The organism is Rossellomorea sp. QJM3NY_18, assembly GCF_056173145.1.
This window is the reverse complement of sequence record NZ_CM149659.1, coordinates 2,424,322-2,442,645: the sequence shown is the minus strand read 5'-3', so window position 1 is coordinate 2,442,645 and position 18,324 is coordinate 2,424,322. Positions and strand designations below refer to the sequence as shown.

The window sequence follows — 18,324 nt, the reverse complement described above, 5'->3', positions numbered from 1 at the left end:
AGTGAAACACTTAAGCTTGGAAAGTTGATTGGAGCGGAAGTTGCTCGACTCCTGCGGGAAACGCTGGACAGGTGAGACCCCGCAGGCGCAGCCGAGGAGGCTCACCGCCAGCCCCGCGGAAAGCGAGCAACTGGAGCGGAAATCAACCACTACTCACTTCATCCAAAAGCAACAGTATTTATGTAAACAACTAAATGATATATCCGAACGATTTAGAATTTCGATGATCGTTCGGATTTTTTTATGTCTTTTTCACTTGCGAAAAAAATTCTCATGGAAAAGTGAACGATTTCTTCTTTCAGCCGTCTTATAGTTGAAAAAGTTAAGGGAGGAAGAAAAAATGAACGAATTACAACAAGCGTTACAAGCCATCAATTGGGGACTTATTGCTCCTGTTATCGTTATTCAACTCATTCTTATGATAGTGGCATTGATCGACGTATTCCGAATAAAATCCACAAATGGACCAAAATGGCTTTGGGTATTAATCATCATTTTTATTAATATTGTTGGACCGGTCATCTACTTCATCTTCGGAAGGAGACAGAATGGATGAACGTCTTGGAAGTAACGTCTTTAGAAAAGAGATATAAGGAAAAGCTTGCGGTTGAAAATATTTCCTTTCAGTTGAAATTTGGGGCTTGTACTGCTTTGCTCGGTCCGAATGGAGCCGGCAAAACGACGACTTTAAATATGCTTGCAGGATTAATTAAACCAACGGCAGGGACGATCATGGTTCCTGATTCCCCTGATGATATCCGTAATATGATCGGATATCTGCCTCAATATCCCTCCTTTTTTGAATGGATGACCGGAAAGGAGTTCCTGATCTTCTCCGGTGAAATTGCAGGAATGAAGAAGGTTGACGCAAAGGGGAGAACAGAGGAACTGATCACTTTAGTCGGTTTGGAAGAAGGGAAGAATCGGAAGGTGGGTCAGTACTCCGGCGGAATGAAACAACGTCTTGGAATCGCTCAGGCTCTCATTCATAAACCTAAACTCATCATCCTTGATGAGCCGGTATCAGCCCTTGATCCATTTGGCAGGAGGGAAGTTCTTGACTTATTAAAGACATTGAAGAAGGAAACGACCATTCTGTTTTCGACCCACATCCTAAATGATGCAGAACAAATTTGTGATGATGTCCTTTTTCTTCATGAGGGCGTGCTGATCGAGCAAGGGACAATCCAGGAAGTGAAGGCAAGGCACCATAAATTAAGATTGACTTTGCATTTTAATGAGGATAGCCATAAGTATATTCCAATCTTAAAAGAAAAAGAGTGGATTCATAATATGATGTCAGACGGGAAGGAGCTTTCCTTTGAGGTGTTTGATCTGGACCGGGATAGAGCGAGGATTTTTTCGATGATCTCTGAGTATGGATGGGGCGTGACCAAATTTGAAAGTAGTGAACAAAGTCTGGAAGAGGTCTTCATGGAGGTGATGAAAAAATGAAAATCGGTTGGGTATTATTCAGAAAAGAAATGCTCGAGCTCATCCGTAATTATAAAATGATCTGGATGCCATTCGTTTTCATTCTATTTGGTTTGATGGAACCGTTAACGGCCTATTATATGCCTGAAATATTACAATCAGTCGGAGACTTGCCCGAGGGTACGGTCATATCCATACCGACCCCTTCAGCGGGTGAAGTACTTCTGTCCATACTGAATCAATTCAGCACCATGGGTGTCCTGGTCATCGTATTGGGGTTCATGGGGACCGTGGCAGGGGAAAGGAAAAGCGGTAACGCTATCTTGGTACTTGTGAAACCTGTTCCTTACAGTTCGTATATATTCTCCAAGTGGTCAGCGGCACTAGTGCTTGTATGGTTGTCGTACAGCCTTGGGATGCTTTCGGGTTTGTATTATATTCACCTGTTATTTGATGGAGTCGACTTACACACATTCATTCAGGGGTTCCTGGTTTACGGCCTGTGGCTGACCTTTATCATGACATCGGTGATTTTCTTCAGCAGCCTCGTTCAAACGCCGGGCCTTGCTGCCTTTTATACAATCGCATCCACCATGCTGATAACCTTCTTCTCAGGATATATGACGAAAACATTAAAATGGTCGCCGGGTCAGTTGACCAACTATGTAAACGATCTGTTCCTTCAAGACCGATGGACAGAAAATCTCTCAGGAACAATCTACCTGACCCTGGCCATATGCCTGACCATCCTCATCATCACTCCGATCCTCTCCAGAAAAAAAGAACTGAGCTGACGTCATGGCGTCAGCTCTTTCCTGAAGAGGGACGGACCTCTTGGATGATTAGAAAAGGATTTCAATGATTAATGTCGAATGGTGGTAGAAGGAGGAAGATAGAAAATGTTCCATCGTGCTGGCATCATCCTCATTGAAAATGGCAGTCTGGCAGTCATAAAAAGAATAAGGAATGGTTGTGTATATTATGTGATTCCAGGTGGAGGCATGGAAGGAGGGGGAACCGGAATTGAAACGGCGATTCGGGAAGCGAAGGAAGACTTTAAATCAACGTTTCGGAACTGAAAATCGCGTTGACCTTCAAGCAGAATAATACACATTCTTATTATTTTGTGGGAAAATATAATGGCTTATTTGGCTCAGGAAAAGGTGAAGAATACGATTTTACCAGTAATAGAGGGAAATATATTCCATGCTGGGTTCCGATAGAGGAATTGTCCGGGAAAAATTTGTACACTCTCTGGAAGTAAAACAATTTATATTACAGCAAAGGGCAGGTGGTCAAGAAGATGATGATTAGCGAGACAGGACTGGTCCTCGAAGGTGGCGGAATGAGAGGGATCTACACGGCGGGAGCCCTTGAATTTTTCTTGGAGAACGAAATTGAATTCCCTTATGTCATTGGAGTTTCTGCAGGTGCATGCAATGCCGCGTCATATTTGTCCAAACAAAATGGCCGCAACAAAAAGGTGAATGTAGATTTCATCCGAGACCCTAAATACTTATCATGGCGGAACTATTGGAAAACGGGCGAACTATTTGGGATGGACTATGTCTTTGATGAAATACCGAATAAATTGGTCCCCTTCGATTACAAAGCCTTTCACTCCAACCGAACGGAATTTGTAGTCGGGACAACCGACTGTCAAACAGGAAAACCAGCCTATTTCTCAAGGAAGGATTATGGAGAAGATCTTCTCACGATCATCCGCGCATCAAGCTCTCTTCCATTTGTTGCTCCAATTGTTGAATTCGCTACCCGACACCTCCTTGACGGGGGCATAAGCGATCCGGTTCCCATTGAAAAAGCCGAGACGGACGGATTCAAAAAAAATGTGGTCATCCTGACCCGAAATAGAGGATATTACAAAAAGCCTTCAAGATTTTCTTTCCTGGTGAGAAGAAAATATCCTCAATATCCAGAGTTGCACAAAACATTGATGAACCGATATATGCGTTACAATCAAACAATTAAAGAAATTGAAAGAAAAGAAAAACATGGAGACGTTTTGATCATCCAGCCTCAGCATCCACTTAAAGTAAGCCGGATTGAAAAGAATCCTCAAAAACTGGACGAATTGTACTGGCAGGGATATCATGACGCAGAATCAAAATGGAAGCAGTTAGCGGAATGGAACCAAACGGGGAAGCTGGTCCACTCCTAAAAACGTCAGGAATGGATAGAACCATTCATTAGTGAAAAGAGTTCTGTTTCATTTTCCTGACATTTGGTCTTTTTACGGATTTTTCACATACATATGATAGAGATTCCTTGAAAGGACGAGCATTCTATGAACCTCTATCAAATATACAAAAATGAACAATATACGTTGCTTTTTAGAAGTGTCATGTATTTTCTCATTGGAGTGGGGATGCTTGTAGTGACACAGCAATTATATTATTTTCCCCTGCTGATCTTCATCCCGGCGTTATCAAATCTGTATCTCAGCTATAGTCTGAAAAAGGAACTTAAGAAGGCAAACCGTCTGTATTATGAAAATTTGCCGGTCTCTCTGCATTCACTTGTAGGGGTTCATACAAAGGAAGGCTCCTATTATTTAAAAACCAACGGATGGTCACACTATTTTATTCAACGTACATCCATGATCAATAATCCTAAGCATTACTTGTTTCATAGAAAGCATAAACCGCCACTTTCATTTTCGAAGTGGAGCAGAACCATAAAGATCGATCATCCGGAGAGAAGAATGATGTTCCAACTGAAATATCAAAGTGCGACCGCCATCGAGTGGGAGAATGAAGGTGGGGACACGATCCTCATCTATAAAGGAAACAAGAGATGGATCTTGAACTATCAAGAAAAAAATTATCTATCCTTACAAAAGGGATACCTCCCTCAAAGTGTTCAACGACTGTTCGATTCCCACCATAGTTACGTTTCATTTTACGAAACATACAATGATGATTTGGACTGGCTCCTGATCTTTCTATGGTACGTAGACAGTGATTATTTTCTTACATCGTAGCTCATTCTTTTTATGGATTTGGATACAATATTGAATGAAGAATGGAACACAAAGAAAGAAACTTGCTTCTACTAAATAGAGGCATTTTTTTATAGGGTGAGTTTCTCATCCTGAATTCTAAAAATTAGGACAAAAATCTTTTTTTAATGCGTCTTACATGATTTTATTTACGAAACTATGATAGAATAATGATAATCGAATAGGTTTCCTTCGGGGCAGGGTGAAATTCCCTACCGGCGGTGATGAGCAAATGCTCTTAGTCCGTGACCCGGCTAATACATATTAGACGGTGGATTTGGTGAAACTCCAAAGCCGACAGTGAAAGTCTGGATGGGAGAAGGAACGGCAGCATTTAGTTGATGGATAGGATAGGAGTCCGGTCAGTGTTCGTGGATGATTTTTCCTTTCTGAAACATTAGATCAAATGCTTTATTTAGTCATGCCAACTTCCCCCAAGTAAAACGTTACTTGGGGTTTCTTTATTTTTGAATAGTATTTTTGAAAGAAGGGAGGTACATCAATTGAATCATACCCATTATATGAAGCTTGCTATTTCAATGGCAGAGGCAACCCTTGGCCAGACCTCTCCAAATCCTGTGGTAGGGGCTGTTTTGGTCAAAAATGGAGAGATTGTCGGGGTTGGTGCTCATCTGAAGGCGGGAGAAGGTCATGCAGAAGTGAATGCCATTAAAATGGCAGGAGATAAAGCGAAAGGAAGCGACATTTACGTTACCCTTGAGCCTTGTTCCCACTATGGGAAAACACCTCCCTGTTCTCAAGCGCTGATCTCAAACGGGATAAAGAGAGTCCACATCGCCACCCTGGATCCCAATCCTCTAGTGGCTGGTCGGGGAATTCGACAATTAAGGGATGCAGGCATTGAAGTGGTGGTGGGCGAGCTTGAAGAAGAAGCCCTGGAACTGAATAAGCATTTTTTTCACTTCATTCAAAATGGTACTCCATATGTCACGCTAAAAACAGCGGTTACATTAGATGGAAAAACCGCATCTGCTTCGGGAGACAGTAAGTGGATTACATCCGAAGCCTCAAGAACCGATGTCCACTATGATCGTCACAGGCATGACGCGATATTAGTAGGAGTCAATACCGTCATTCAAGATAACCCACACCTTACCACCCGTTTGCCCCAAGGTGGAAAAAACCCCATTCGAATAATATTAGATACCTATTTGCGTACACCGATCCACTCTCATGTAGTAGAGGATTTAGAAAGCAGGACCATCATCATTACAGGCATTTCGGTCAATGATGAACAGAAGAAGCCCTATATCGATCGAGGATGTGAAATCATTTCCCTTACCGACGAAAAGATAGGCATTCGCACCGTCCTGAAAGAACTAGGTTCCCGAAAGATTGCATCCCTTTACGTAGAAGGTGGTTCTACTATACATTCCGCCTTTTTGGAGGAAAGAGCTTTTCAGGAAATGATTATGTATATGTCTCCGAAGCTTGTGGGTGGAAGTGCTGCCTTCACGAGTTTTGGAGGTAAAGGATTTCCAACCATTGCAGAAGGATTGGAAATGGAAATCGCAAGCCTCGATCGTGTAGGACAGGATATCAAAATTGTCGCACGGCCAAAACGGGCACCTTTGTGAAAGGGGGAGAAGGATGTTTACTGGAATCATTGAAGAAATTGGATCGATCGAACACATGAAGAAATCATCTTCTTCCATGGAACTGACGATTGCAGCGAGCCGAATCCTCGAAGATATCCATATAGGGGACAGCATCAGTGTGAACGGGGTTTGTTTAACCGTCACTGCATTCAGCTCCAGCAGGTTTCAGGCCGATGTCATGCCTGAAACGTTTGAAGGGACCACCTTACGGACCCTTACCCGTGGTTCGAAGGTGAACATGGAAAGAGCCATGCCGGCAAATGGGCGTTTCGGCGGTCACTTCGTCAACGGACATGTAGACGGGGTCGGTACCATTTTGAGAGTAGAGAAAGTGGAAAATGCATGGTATATGGACATTTCCATTCCTGAACATCAGAGCCATTTGTTCATCATGAAGGGTTCGGTCGCAATAGACGGCACCTCCCTAACTGTGTTTGGTGTGAAAAATAATACAATTACCATTTCGCTCATCCCTCAGACAAGAGGAGACACAGTACTTGGTGGAAAGAAAGTAGGGGACCTTGTCAATATTGAATGTGATGTAATGGCGAAATATTTTCAACGTTTCTATGAAGCGAAGGAACAGTCTAAGAGTACTTCAAGCAGCATCAGCTATGATTTTTTATCTCAAAACGGTTTCGCTGACTAAGAGGAGGGGTTACCCCATGTTTAATAAGATCGAAGAAGCTCTGGAAGATTTACAGGCAGGTAAAGTCGTCATCGTAGTGGATGATGAGAACCGTGAGAATGAAGGAGACTTCATTGCCCTGGCGGATAAAGCCACGCCTGAAGTCATAAATTTTATGGCAAAAGAAGGAAGAGGCTTGATTTGTGCCCCTATAACAGAGGAAATAGCACATAAACTGAAGCTCTCGCCGATGACAATGTCAAATACTGACCCACATGGCACGGCCTTCACCATCTCAGTTGATCATAAAACGGCAACGACCGGCATTAGTGCATTTGAAAGATCGACCACCATACAGGAATTATTGAACGAGAATTCAATACCGGAGGACTTTAAACGACCCGGTCACGTATTTCCCCTTGTCGCCAAAAATGGAGGGGTTCTAAAACGGGCAGGGCATACAGAAGCAGCCATCGATCTGGCTGTTCTGGCAGGTGCACAACCATCCGGAGTCATCTGTGAAATCATGAATGAAGATGGAACGATGGCAAGGGTGCCTGAATTAATGAAGCTCGCTGAAAAATGGGATTTAAAGATCATTTCCATTGAAGATTTGATCAGGTATAGAAGAAAAAAGGAAATGCTTGTGACAAGGGAAGTGGAAATTGAGCTCCCAACTGAGTTTGGAAACTTCAAAGCGGTTGCTTACACAGAAAACCTTACAGGAAAAGAACATATCGCCCTTGTAAAAGGGGAATGGTCAGAGGGGGAGGATGTACTCGTGCGTGTACACTCCGAATGCCTGACAGGGGACGTCTTCGGTTCCAATCGTTGTGATTGTGGACCGCAGCTCGCTACAGCCCTTACCCAGATTGAAGAAGAAGGAAAAGGTGTCCTGCTTTACATGAGGCAAGAAGGCCGTGGGATTGGATTGATAAACAAACTGAAGGCTTATAAGCTCCAGGAAGAAGGGTATGACACTGTTGAAGCCAATCAAAAACTGGGCTTTGGTGACGATTTAAGGGAATACGGAATCGGAGCGCAGATTCTGAGAGATTTAGGTATAACCAAGATGCGTCTATTGACCAATAATCCGAGAAAGATTGCCGGGATCAACGGATACGGTTTAGAAATTGCAGATCGGGTGCCGATCCAGATGCCTTCAAAATTCGAGAATGAAAAGTATTTAAAAACAAAGCACACTAAGCTCGGGCACTTACTTAAATTTTAGGAGGAATACACGATGAAAACCATTTATGAAGGAAATTTAGTAGGATCAGGATTAAAAGTTGCCATTGTCGTTTCGCGTTTTAATGAATTCATCACATCCAAGCTCTTGGGCGGAGCGGAAGATGCCTTGAAGCGACACGGAGTTGAAGAAGGGAATGTCTCCGTCACGTGGGTTCCAGGTGCATTTGAAATTCCCATGATCGCCAAAAAACTGGCGCGTTCTGGTAAATACGATGCCGTTGTGACCTTGGGAACGGTCATCCGAGGAGCCACCGCTCATTTTGAATACGTAAGCGGAGAGGTTGCTAAAGGTGTGGCCAATCTTAGCCTGCAGGAAGACGTACCCGTCATATTTGGGGTCTTAACGACTGATACAATCGAACAGGCAATCGAAAGAGCCGGCACAAAAGCCGGAAACAAAGGATGGGAAGCGGCGGTATCGGCCATCGAAATGGCAAATTTGATCCGTGAAATAGATAAATAAGGGTTTGGACGAGTCTCCTACACTGGAGACTCGTTTTTTTGAGGGACGGACCTACTATTGGTGTTTATGAAGTTTGGCAGAGAAGTGCTCAAGTAAGTGAATTATGTGGAATCATTTGTTAATTGGCTGAATTAATCATGAAATCGGCTGGATTAATGGTTATTTCCGCTGGATTATTTACGGAATCGGCTGGATTATCAGTGAAATCCGCTTGATTCTACCCCATTTCGGCCGGATTCCCGTCGAGGATCTGCAACTGCTCCCACGTTTCGGCCGTATTCCCACCCCGGATCAGCAACGGCCCATCATTTTAGGACACACTCCAAATAAGAAGCTAATATTATCAACTTTCAATGGTTTACCCCCTCGAGATACATGAATCCCCCATTCCACACCCACCAAAATACATGTTGGCAAACGTCAGACCTTTTGCTAGAATAGTATTTTGTGGCTCCCCTTTATTAAGGCAGGAGCGGGTAGGGAGAGGGCAGTTTTATAGGAAGATTATAATATGAAAGCACGTGGAGGTATTTTTCAGTTAAAAAATCACGGTACTTCGATGAAACAGGAGATGATGGCAGGTGCGATCGGTTACTTTACGATTGTCTACATTATTGCTGTAAATGCTTTAATTCTTTCTGAAGCTGGAATTCCATTTGAAGGGGCAGTCATGGCAACGATACTTGCTTCCTTCGTTGGGTGTTTGGTGATGGCCTTTTGGGCAAATGCGCCGATCCTTCTGGTTCCAGGCATGGGAATTAATGCAATGTTTACATTCACCCTGGTAAAATCGTCGGGCCTCTCGTGGCAGGAAGCATTGGCTGTCATAGTGATTTCAGGAATACTCTTTATGATCATTGCATTTACAAAGCTTTCTAAAGTATTATCGGAAGCCATCCCCAAAACATTAAAAGAAGCCATAACTGTAGGGTTAGGGATGTTTTTAATGTTTATCGGTCTTGAAAAAGGCGGTCTCATTCAAAGAGGCGACAGTGCCATCATCATGATCGGTGATTTTGGGGAGCTAAAGGTGTTAGCCACGGTGCTGACATTCCTGGTGACGATTTTTCTTTTCATTCGTAATGTAAAAGGTCAATTTTTATGGAGTATCGCATTTGGTACAGTGCTGGGATTCATCTTTGGGATTGAGCCTTCCATCCAATCAAGCTCTTTCCATCTGAGTGAATACAGTCAGGTATTTGGTCAAATATCGTTTAGTGCCATTATGGAAATTCCGTTTTGGATTGCGGTTTTTTCTGTCACGATGGTGCTGGTATTTGAAAACATCGGTCTCGTTCATGGTCATACGGATATGATCGATCAACCGCATAAATATTCTAAAGCCTTTCAAGCTAATGCTTTTTCTGCATTCACATCAGGGTTTTTCGGAACGAGTCCGACAGTCTCGACGGTGGAAAGCGCAGCAGCCATGACGGCAGGCGGCCGGACTGGGTTGACAAGCTTGACTACGGGCGTATTATTTTTGGGATCGGTGTTGTTCATTCCGTATTTAAAGTGGATTCCGGATCATGCCATCGCCCCGATTCTCATCATCATCGGTGGTTTGATGATTCAAAATATACGACATATGGATCTTCGTGATCTGACAGAGGCGTTTCCCGCTATTTTCATCATTGCGATGATTCCGTTTACGTACAGTATAGCGGACGGGATCGCCATCGGCTTTATTCTGTATCCAGTATTAAAATTGGCTACAGGGAAGGCGCGGGAAGTTTCCATTCCTCTATATATCATCGCTGCTCTGTTTCTGATGAATTTCTTTGTTCATTCGATTCATTAAAGCGATTCAGAACGTAAGAGAGAGAGGCCCATCACCTTAGTGATGGGCCTCTCTGCTTTATTACTATTGGGGTCTTCACTTCCTTATTTTACAACTAATGTCAAATTACGTGGACTTTCCACATATTTCTTGTTACTATTAAAGAAAAAATATGAATCTTTTTAACTATTTTTCCAAATGTTGAACAGGAACGCAGGAGTGATTTTGATGGAAGTATTTGTAGCCCGACAGCCAATTTTTAATCGTAATCAAGAAACGGTGGCGTATGAACTTCTATACCGAAACAATGAAATCAATATGTTTCCATCGATTGACGGGGATCAGGCAACCGCTGACGTTATCATTAACAGCTATTTGAATATCGGACTGGAAAGCCTTTCAGCAGGCAAACCTTGTTTTATTAATTTCACAGAGAATTTATTAAGGCTGAGAGTCCCGACTTATTTTAATCCGAGGGAGATCGTTGTGGAGATTCTCGAGAGTGTGGTTCCGGGTCCTGATGTGCTGGTCGTTTGTCAGGAATTAAAAGACTTGGGGTATAAGATTGCGTTGGATGATTTTATATTCAATGAACTGAATCCATATTTCAGGGAATTGATGAAACTGGCGGATTATGTGAAGGTGGATTTCATGAATACAACTGATACGGAGCGGGGAAGCATTGAGGTTCTTTCTAATTTACTGGGTTACAGGCTCCTTGCTGAAAAAGTGGAAACCGATGACCAGTACAAAGAAGCGTTGGGGAAAGGATATCACTTCTTTCAGGGCTATTTCTTCAGTAAGCCGAAGATCATCGCCACTCAGGATGTCCCGACTTATTTTCATTCGTATTATACCATCATACAAAGCCTGGAAATGACGGAACCTAACATTGAAAGGATCAGTCAATTGATCGAACAGGATCTTTCCCTATCATATAAATTATTGAAATTGATCAACTCTCCGGCTTATCGCCCGAAACATAAGATTCATTCCATCCGTCAGGCCATTGTTCTGTTAGGTCTTGTGGAAATCAAGCGATGGATCTACATTTTGGCAGTCAGGGAACAGGTGGGGAAGAAGAGACAATTGGACAATGAAGTGATGACATTATGTTTGACGAGGGCGAAGATGTGTGAGATGCTCGCAGAAAAGCACAACCGGGCACCCAGTAAATCAAGTTACTTCCTGACAGGTATGTTTTCCTTGATGGATACTATTCTTTCCATGCCGATCGATCGCATATTGATGGATTTACCTTTGAATGATGAGATTTGCGATGCTTTAAAGGGGTCAGTTAATGACCTTAAGAAGATATTGGAACTCGTCGTCTCCATTGAACAGGCGAATTGGACAGAGATCGAGATGAAAATGACAGAGTTGAAATTAAACAAAAGGGAAGTGATGGAGAGCTATCATCATTCCTGCAAATGGACGGAAGAGCTTCTGAATCATGAAGTAACCGAGATGACTTAATGCTACCATACTGGTTTATATTCCCCTGGGCTAAGATATTTTCTTTGGGGTTTGATATACCTTTTCAATTCCATGAGCAGTAGCCGCTGCAATTGCTTTGAATAAATCTGACGGCCCACATCTGCTGGGAAAGGGTAGATTCCAATCGTATTGAAACGCACCCGAAAGAGACCTTCATGTACGAGGTCTTTTTTGTCGTTGAAAATGCGGGCGAACACAGTGACATCCCTTGACTGAAATTCATCATCCGCTTCTTCCACCTTATGGACTTGAAAACGAAAACGGTATTCTTCCTTCATCATCATCACCACATCCATTGTCTCGAAGTGATCCATATAATTCAACTATGAACATGTCTTATTTTTGAAAATGAGGGGATAGGATTGCGTAATGAGCTTGTTTGTGGCAAGCTAAGACTATTATGAATAGTTTACTAGTAAATTACCGTGGAGGGATTCACGATGGACTTGAATCTAATAAAATGTCATGGCTCTGGAAATGACTTTTTACTTATTGATGAAATGACAAATGGATATGATTTTACGGAAGAAGCCAGACAAAATCTTGCCCTGGCTCTATGTGATCGTAAGTCTGCCTTCGGGGCAGATGGGATTTTATTTGTATTATCAAGCGAAAATTGTGATGCCAGAATGCGGGTCTTCAACGCAGATGGTTCTGAGGCTTCAATGTGTGGGAATGGCCTGCGATGTGTCGGCCGCTATGTATGTGAGCTTCTTGATAAAGAGACCATCGTTGTCCAAACGATGAAAGCGGATCTTCGTGTGTCTTCACAGGAATCCATTTTCGAAAACATCCCGACATATAATGTTGAAATTTCCCCTGTTCTTTTTCAACTGGATCAACTGCCAATGAACATCGATCGTGAAACGATGGTGAATGAAAGCATCCCTGAAATCTCCGATCATTTAACCTTTTCTGCCCTGGCAGTGCCGAACCCACATTTGATAAGTGTCGTCGGCACAGAGCATATCCTCTCGAACGAGCAGAAATCCATTGCTGAAACAGTGAATGGACCCAATAACCTGTTTCCTGATGGAGTCAATGTAAGTTTTGTACACCCACTGGAAAAGGGGTCCATCTATGTTCGTACGTATGAAAGAGGTGTCGGTTTCACAAATGCGTGTGGGACAGCCATGTCTGCTTCCAGTCTTGTAACATGCTTACTTCAGCAAAATGAATTCGGTCAGGAAATCGATGTATACAATAACGGGGGGAAAGTCCGTGTCGTCGTGAACGAATTGGATGATGGACGCTATAACATGGAGTTGATTGGAAATGCAACGTATCTTTATCAATCCCAATTAGAATTGTCTCTTTCTAATCCCGAGCAGTATCATGAAGTGTCAAGACAGGAATTTACTGAAGAGGGTATGTATGAGCACTTACAAAACCATGCCAAGTCAATCGTGGAAAGCAAAGTGTTCATGAGTGCATAGTTAACCATGGATAGTCAAAGAGGGTGCCCCTATGATTTCGGGGTACCTTCTTTTTTAGTTTTGGCCTGATTTTTCAAAAAATCAATCACTTTGTCAAATGGCTGGAATTTTTTAACCTGATCAAAGCCGGTAAAAGGACATCCTTTCTCATGAAATCTTCTTAAGACTACGTCAAAGGTAAATTGTTCAGGATCGAGATCTTCATTCACTTCATCCCACCATAGGGGAGTGGCGACCAAAGCCTCTTCATTCCCTCTCAATGAATAGGGGGCGATGATGGTTTTACCTTCCGCGTGTTGGATATAATCCACGTACAGTCTGCCTTTCCGGTTCTTTTTTAACCGCTCGGTCGTGAAATCCCCCGGATCATTGCTCACAAGGTAGTGAGCAATGAATTCTGTAAATAAGCCTGTGTCTTTCCATTTGTATCCTGGAGGGAGGGGGATATATACTTGAAGCCCCTTATTTCCCGATGTTTTGACAAAGCTCTTGAGATTCAAACCGTCAAATAATCCTTTCATGATGGTGGCTGCTTTAACGGCCAATGAAAAATGATCACGGCTTGGTGGATCTAAGTCAAAGACTACCTCATTGACGAATTCTTCCCCTGCTTTTTGAAAGGGGACATGAAATTCAAGGGCCAGCTGATTTCCAAGCCATATCAACGTTTCAAGGTTATTGCACAGGGTGTAATGAATTTGATCCTCTTGGTATGTTTCAACAAATGCAGGAGAATAATCAGGAGTGTTCTTTTGGTAAAAGGATTCACCGAAAACCCCATGGGGAAATCGAATGCAGGTTAAGGGCCTGTTCTTTAAGAATGGCAAAATCACCACAGACATCTTTCGGAGGAATCGGATATAATCCAGTTTCGTCATGGAAAACTCCCGAAACAAAATCTTTTCCGGGTGAGTGATATCAACCTTACTTGGAAGAGAGGCTTCGTCCATCATAAATTGGTCAAGTGTGCATGCTTCCGGAGGAATGGAAAAAAGGAATTGTTTAAAATGGGGTTCCCGAAGCTTTCCATCCTGCCAATGCAGATATAGTATTTCTACGGTGATGGCCGGATCTATGTAATAAAGAGAATGTTCCTTACCTGTACTGTTTTGCTTAATTGTCGTTTTCACCGTTCTTTTTTCCTCAGCAGAAAGACCGAAATGGAATAAGCCGATCGGCATGATTTGTCCGTTATCATATACGCCGATGTGAAAATAATCATTCGCATCATCCAGGGCGGTGATAAAGCATTGGCAATGTTTCCAGTTCTTACATTTGATCCAATTAGCACTCCGTTTCCCCGCGTCCCATTTACTCTGGTCCCTCTTCGCGACAACCCCTTCCCCTTCATCATTTAGAACGAGCTCCCACACTCTCTCAAGGTTTTTGTAAAAAGGAACCATTTGCAAAGTCGATGGGTGAGAAGGATCAGGCTCCAATGGTAAATGAAGGCGGGTGAACACCTCTTTCAGTTTTTCTTTTCTCGTAAGATAAGGTTCCTGGATATATGATTTCTTCTCAGACTGAAGTAAATCAAATACGAGGAAAGTAACAGGTCTACTGGAAGCGGCCTGTAGTATTTTTTGATCATTCCGCATCCTCCCCCTAACCTGAAGTTCCTGGAATTCGGTGCTGAAAGAGGAGCGTAATAATGCGACCTCTCCATCTAAAATGAGAGGGAGGGGGAAGGCACGTTCATCCAGTAATTGTTGAATTTGCCTCTTTATCTCAGGGAAGTGACTCAGAAGTTCTTTCCCATTACGGCTTTGAAGGCTGATTTGATCAGAGGATTGAACAGATAAAATGCCACGGAAGCCATCATATTTCACCTCATAAAGCCAGCCATTACCTGAAGGAAGTTCATGACGCAATGTAGGGAGCATCGGTTTCATTTGTTTCACCTCTTTTTTTAATAGTAGTGTGTCCGCTTAGGACTCGGATTATTTCCAGATGTTTAAAGGGATGAAGAAAGTGTGGGAACTAAATGATATGGATAAGGGATTAGTTTATGTAAAGGAGGGTATTGAAAGATATGCATACTATTTGGAAAGGTTCCATCAGCTTTGGACTGGTGAACATCCCCATTAAACTTCATTCTGCTACAGAAGACCGGGATATTAAGCTCCGTTCACTTCATAAAGAATGTCATACACCCATCAAATACGAAAAAGTATGCCCAGCTTGTGAAATGGAACTGGATCAAGCAGATATTGTAAAAGGTTATGAAGTGACGAAAGGCAAATTTGTCGTCCTTGAAGATGAGGAATTGAAAGAGCTGAAGGAAGCAAATGGTGATAAGGCTGTAGAGATTGTGGATTTTATTAAGATGGAGGAAATCGATCCGATTTTCTTTGATCGAAGTTATTTCGTTTCACCGAACGACGGCGGAAAGAAAGCCTATTCCCTTTTGAGAAAAGCGCTTCAGGAATCAGGGAAAGTAGGGATAGCCAAAATCACGATGCGGTCGAAGGAACAGCTTTCCATCGTCCGTGTATACGAGCAAACTCTCGTCATGGAAACCATTCATTATCCCGATGAGGTAAGAGGAACCGGCGATGTCCCGAATGTGTCTGAAGGAGATGAAATCACCGAAAAGGAACTAGAGACCGCTACCATGCTCATTGATCAACTGACGACTGAATTCCAACCGGAGAATTATAAGGATCAGTATCGTGAACGATTAAGTCAATTGATAGAATCAAAACAAACAGGGGAAAAGATGGTCACATCTAAAGAAAGAGAACCGAAAGAAAATGTAACGGATCTAATGGCGGCCCTTCAGGCATCCATCGATTCGTCCAAGCCTAAAAAGGCAAAGAAACCAACTAAAAAGAAAACGACTTCTAAGAAAAAAGCTCAGTAGAAGGCGTGAGTCAGGAGAGAGGGAGAAGTCTTGAAGGAGAAACATATTGAACAAGGCGTCTTTGTCGCTGTATCCCTGTTGTGTTTGATTGTATTCACCTGGGGATTTGTATCGATCGTGGAAGAATGGAAAGAAAATGAGATCGCCCAATTTGATAATGGTGTATTCGAAATCGTCAGAGGGACAATTTCACCTAAATTAACGGAGATCATGACTTTCATCACTTTCTTAGGGGGGATAAAAGGTATCACCATTTTCACCGGGTGTGCAGTAATCATCCTTCTATTTATGAAGAAATATCCACTTGCTCTGTTTGTATCGATCACCATCCTCTCCGGTGCGGGATTCAATGGGCTTCTAAAATGGATATTTAAACGGGACCGCCCCGATATTGAAGCATTGATCCAACAGGGTGGCTACAGTTTTCCGAGTGGTCATTCTATGAGCTCTTTCATATTTTATGGTTCACTTGCATTCATTCTGTTCCGTGCCCTGGATCGTAAACGGTATAAATGGGCTAGCGTGATACTGGTCGCCATGCTTGTCCTGCTGATTGGAATGAGCAGGGTATACCTTGGGGTTCATTATCCAAGTGACATCGTTGGCGGATACACAGCAGGCGGTGCTTGGCTGACCCTTTGCATCACGATATATATGTATTTCTACAAACGCAAGCATTGGAGAGAAGATGAAGATATGCATGTGAAAAACGCTCAGGAGACCTGAGCGTTTTTGTATTAAAACAAATTAAAGATATATGGACCGATGGAAGTGACGTATAGAAGAATATAGATCCCCATGAAATAGAATACTCCTCCGAATGTACCCCAGTCCGGATCTCTGCCAACTTTCCAAAGAAGTGCAGTAAGGATGCTTAATATCACCAATAAGATATATTCGCTTCCCGAAAATGTGAGATAGCCGGGAGCGGAAAAATAGAAATAATCTCCCATCGCTTTACTGATGAATGTCAGTGGCATAAGGACGAATAGGATGATCGAGGCATATTCAACCCAGTTGATTTCTTCTTTTTCAAACATATTCGGTTTGAACATATAAAGAAGAATCAAGACAAACAGCGAAGGAAGTACCCAATAAAACGAAACCAATATGGTGATTAAACTGCTGAAAAGCATGAGAACCGAGTTATTCAAGGCTTCTTTTACACTTCGTTTCGACCATTCCGTACTTTTGGCAATGGCTTTTTCATCCTGAGAGGCGCCAAACAATTCATAATAGTCACCCCCATAGTCGAGCCAGGCAATACTTTTGTCCGTTATCTGAATGGGTGAATACGTAAAATGCTTGCTTGTACTGACGGGTGTGGCCACAAAATGATTGGAATCGCTGAAAGGCGCAACGTACAGACTGATGGTGTGTTGACCTCCTACCTTGTGGCTCTCGGATGTGAAGAGGATGGACGATTTTCCATCGAAGTCAGCAAACTGTACGGACCTAGGACTTTCCAATTTGAACCCTGAGTGGTCATTCGTGAATTCAATCTGTTCAGGCTTAATAATAGACGTTCCTAAATCGTCTATGGACGTTTTCAATTTCCATATCTTATAGGACAATGTACCTTGAGCACGCATATCTTCATTGTACAAAAGAGTCAACTGATTGTTTTCTTTTATGAAAGAAAGCCCATTAACATGATGATTCGTTGCTGTATTGACAATCGCAAACGGCTCCTTCACCAATTGTAATCCTTCATCCATGTAGTAAAGATGGGAATGCGTATCATCCTGCCTTATTTGTAATACGGTACTTCCATCGTTTTCCACATAAGCATCAAGGACTTCACCAGGGAATCGGTAAACTTCTTTGCTGGATAAATCATTTGGAGAAAGAGAATACAGAACCTCTTGTTTCCAGTAATAGATGGTGTTTGATGAAGTGCTGATCCCCGTTACTTCATCATCTATGGTCTTGACACCGTCAGCATCGGAAGAAATGACTTGCTCATCCTTCACTTGTATGACCTTATTTCCATCCGTCCAAAAAGGCTTCCCCCTTGTAACGCTTGAGTTCAGTGAACCTTCTTTCCTTGGGTTAAGTGATTCATCGAAAGAAAACTGATCTACCTTTCCGTTACTTGCTAAGAACAGTCGCTCCTCGTTATAGAAGACAAGTGGACGTTCTTCAGAGGAATAGCCCAACGGCATCGATCTGCTCCAATCGGGATCCGGCTGTTGTTTAACGTCCACAAGTTGGTTAAAGAAAAGTGCACCAATCAATAAAAGAATTAACACGGTTGGTATTCCAAATGTTTTTAATTTTGCTCTCACAGTCATTCCCCCTCATTCTCTCTCTTTAATATGTGAGTACATTTTA

18 protein-coding genes and 1 riboswitch are annotated in these 18,324 nt (G+C 42.6%); of the genes, 15 read left to right on the top strand and 3 right to left on the bottom strand.

Translation table 11 applies throughout. From position 1 onward, the window contains the following. Window positions 1-340 precede the first annotated feature (340 nt). From AC0VXY_RS12495 to AC0VXY_RS12440, 12 genes are all read left to right on the top strand, one after another. Complete coding sequence (locus AC0VXY_RS12495; RefSeq protein WP_435990435.1) at window positions 341-556, top strand: PLD nuclease N-terminal domain-containing protein; 216 nt, start codon at window positions 341-343, stop codon at window positions 554-556. Further along, complete coding sequence (locus AC0VXY_RS12490) at window positions 553-1,455, top strand: ABC transporter ATP-binding protein (protein ID WP_435990436.1); 903 nt, start codon at window positions 553-555, stop codon at window positions 1,453-1,455. Before AC0VXY_RS12495 ends, AC0VXY_RS12490 begins: the two co-directional genes overlap by 4 nt. Further along, complete coding sequence (locus AC0VXY_RS12485; RefSeq protein ID WP_475525439.1) at window positions 1,452-2,228, top strand: ABC transporter permease; 777 nt, start codon at window positions 1,452-1,454, stop codon at window positions 2,226-2,228. The genes AC0VXY_RS12490 and AC0VXY_RS12485 overlap by 4 nt, the downstream gene beginning before the upstream one ends. Before the next feature lie 105 nt (window positions 2,229-2,333). After that, a complete protein-coding gene (locus AC0VXY_RS12480; protein WP_435990438.1) occupies window positions 2,334-2,513 on the top strand; it encodes an NUDIX hydrolase in 180 nt (59 codons plus the stop codon). Window positions 2,514-2,740: 227 nt separating this feature from the next. Beyond that, on the top strand, window positions 2,741-3,613 hold the full coding sequence (locus AC0VXY_RS12475) for a patatin-like phospholipase family protein (protein ID WP_435994491.1): 873 nt from the start codon (window positions 2,741-2,743) through the stop codon (window positions 3,611-3,613). 126 nt (window positions 3,614-3,739) lie between these two features. After that, window positions 3,740-4,435: a hypothetical protein gene (locus AC0VXY_RS12470; protein WP_435990439.1), complete on the top strand. Its 696-nt coding sequence runs from the start codon at window positions 3,740-3,742 to the stop codon at window positions 4,433-4,435. A gap of 202 nt (window positions 4,436-4,637) precedes the next feature. Then, a riboswitch (FMN riboswitch) is annotated at window positions 4,638-4,781 on the top strand. 175 nt (window positions 4,782-4,956) lie between these two features. Beyond that, window positions 4,957-6,051 (top strand): bifunctional diaminohydroxyphosphoribosylaminopyrimidine deaminase/5-amino-6-(5-phosphoribosylamino)uracil reductase RibD, encoded by a 1,095-nt coding sequence (gene ribD / locus AC0VXY_RS12465; RefSeq protein ID WP_475525438.1) that lies wholly within the window; start codon window positions 4,957-4,959, stop codon window positions 6,049-6,051. A gap of 13 nt (window positions 6,052-6,064) precedes the next feature. After that, the gene (gene ribE, locus AC0VXY_RS12460) at window positions 6,065-6,721 is read left to right on the top strand and encodes a riboflavin synthase (protein ID WP_475525437.1); all 657 of its coding nucleotides are present in this window, start codon (window positions 6,065-6,067) and stop codon (window positions 6,719-6,721) included. 16 nt (window positions 6,722-6,737) lie between these two features. Then, complete coding sequence (locus tag AC0VXY_RS12455; protein ID WP_475525436.1) at window positions 6,738-7,931, top strand: bifunctional 3,4-dihydroxy-2-butanone-4-phosphate synthase/GTP cyclohydrolase II; 1,194 nt, start codon at window positions 6,738-6,740, stop codon at window positions 7,929-7,931. Between the two features lie 12 nt (window positions 7,932-7,943). Beyond that, window positions 7,944-8,414, top strand: a complete 471-nt coding sequence (gene ribH / locus AC0VXY_RS12450; protein ID WP_475525435.1) for a 6,7-dimethyl-8-ribityllumazine synthase — start codon at window positions 7,944-7,946, stop codon at window positions 8,412-8,414. Between the two features lie 511 nt (window positions 8,415-8,925). Then, on the top strand, window positions 8,926-10,215 hold the full coding sequence (locus AC0VXY_RS12445; RefSeq protein WP_475525434.1) for an NCS2 family permease: 1,290 nt from the start codon (window positions 8,926-8,928) through the stop codon (window positions 10,213-10,215). A 207-nt stretch (window positions 10,216-10,422) separates the two neighbouring features. Further along, complete coding sequence (locus AC0VXY_RS12440) at window positions 10,423-11,670, top strand: EAL and HDOD domain-containing protein (RefSeq protein ID WP_475525433.1); 1,248 nt, start codon at window positions 10,423-10,425, stop codon at window positions 11,668-11,670. Window positions 11,671-11,672: 2 nt separating this feature from the next. On the opposite strand, the gene AC0VXY_RS12435 is transcribed toward AC0VXY_RS12440, so the two are convergent. After that, window positions 11,673-12,005 carry a hypothetical protein gene (locus AC0VXY_RS12435; RefSeq protein WP_475525432.1) on the bottom strand — a complete coding sequence of 111 codons (333 nt, stop codon included), beginning with the start codon at window positions 12,003-12,005 and terminating at the stop codon, window positions 11,673-11,675. A 126-nt stretch (window positions 12,006-12,131) separates the two neighbouring features. Here AC0VXY_RS12435 and dapF point away from each other — a divergent pair, with 126 nt between their 5' ends. Continuing rightward, window positions 12,132-13,127: a diaminopimelate epimerase gene (gene dapF / locus AC0VXY_RS12430; RefSeq protein ID WP_435990447.1), complete on the top strand. Its 996-nt coding sequence runs from the start codon at window positions 12,132-12,134 to the stop codon at window positions 13,125-13,127. A 29-nt stretch (window positions 13,128-13,156) separates the two neighbouring features. Here the strand turns inward: dapF and AC0VXY_RS12425 are convergent, their stop codons facing one another. After that, window positions 13,157-15,019 (bottom strand): DNA ligase D, encoded by a 1,863-nt coding sequence (locus tag AC0VXY_RS12425; protein WP_475525431.1) that lies wholly within the window; start codon window positions 15,017-15,019, stop codon window positions 13,157-13,159. 140 nt (window positions 15,020-15,159) lie between these two features. Between AC0VXY_RS12425 and ku the strand changes: the two genes are divergently transcribed. Beyond that, window positions 15,160-15,990, top strand: coding sequence for a non-homologous end joining protein Ku (ku, locus tag AC0VXY_RS12420; protein WP_475525430.1), 831 nt, complete (start codon window positions 15,160-15,162; stop codon window positions 15,988-15,990). A gap of 30 nt (window positions 15,991-16,020) precedes the next feature. Beyond that, window positions 16,021-16,716, top strand: a complete 696-nt coding sequence (locus AC0VXY_RS12415; RefSeq protein ID WP_475525429.1) for a phosphatase PAP2 family protein — start codon at window positions 16,021-16,023, stop codon at window positions 16,714-16,716. 11 nt (window positions 16,717-16,727) lie between these two features. Here the strand turns inward: AC0VXY_RS12415 and AC0VXY_RS12410 are convergent, their stop codons facing one another. Next, window positions 16,728-18,278, bottom strand: coding sequence for a hypothetical protein (locus tag AC0VXY_RS12410; protein ID WP_475525428.1), 1,551 nt, complete (start codon window positions 18,276-18,278; stop codon window positions 16,728-16,730). Window positions 18,279-18,324: the final 46 nt, after the last annotated feature.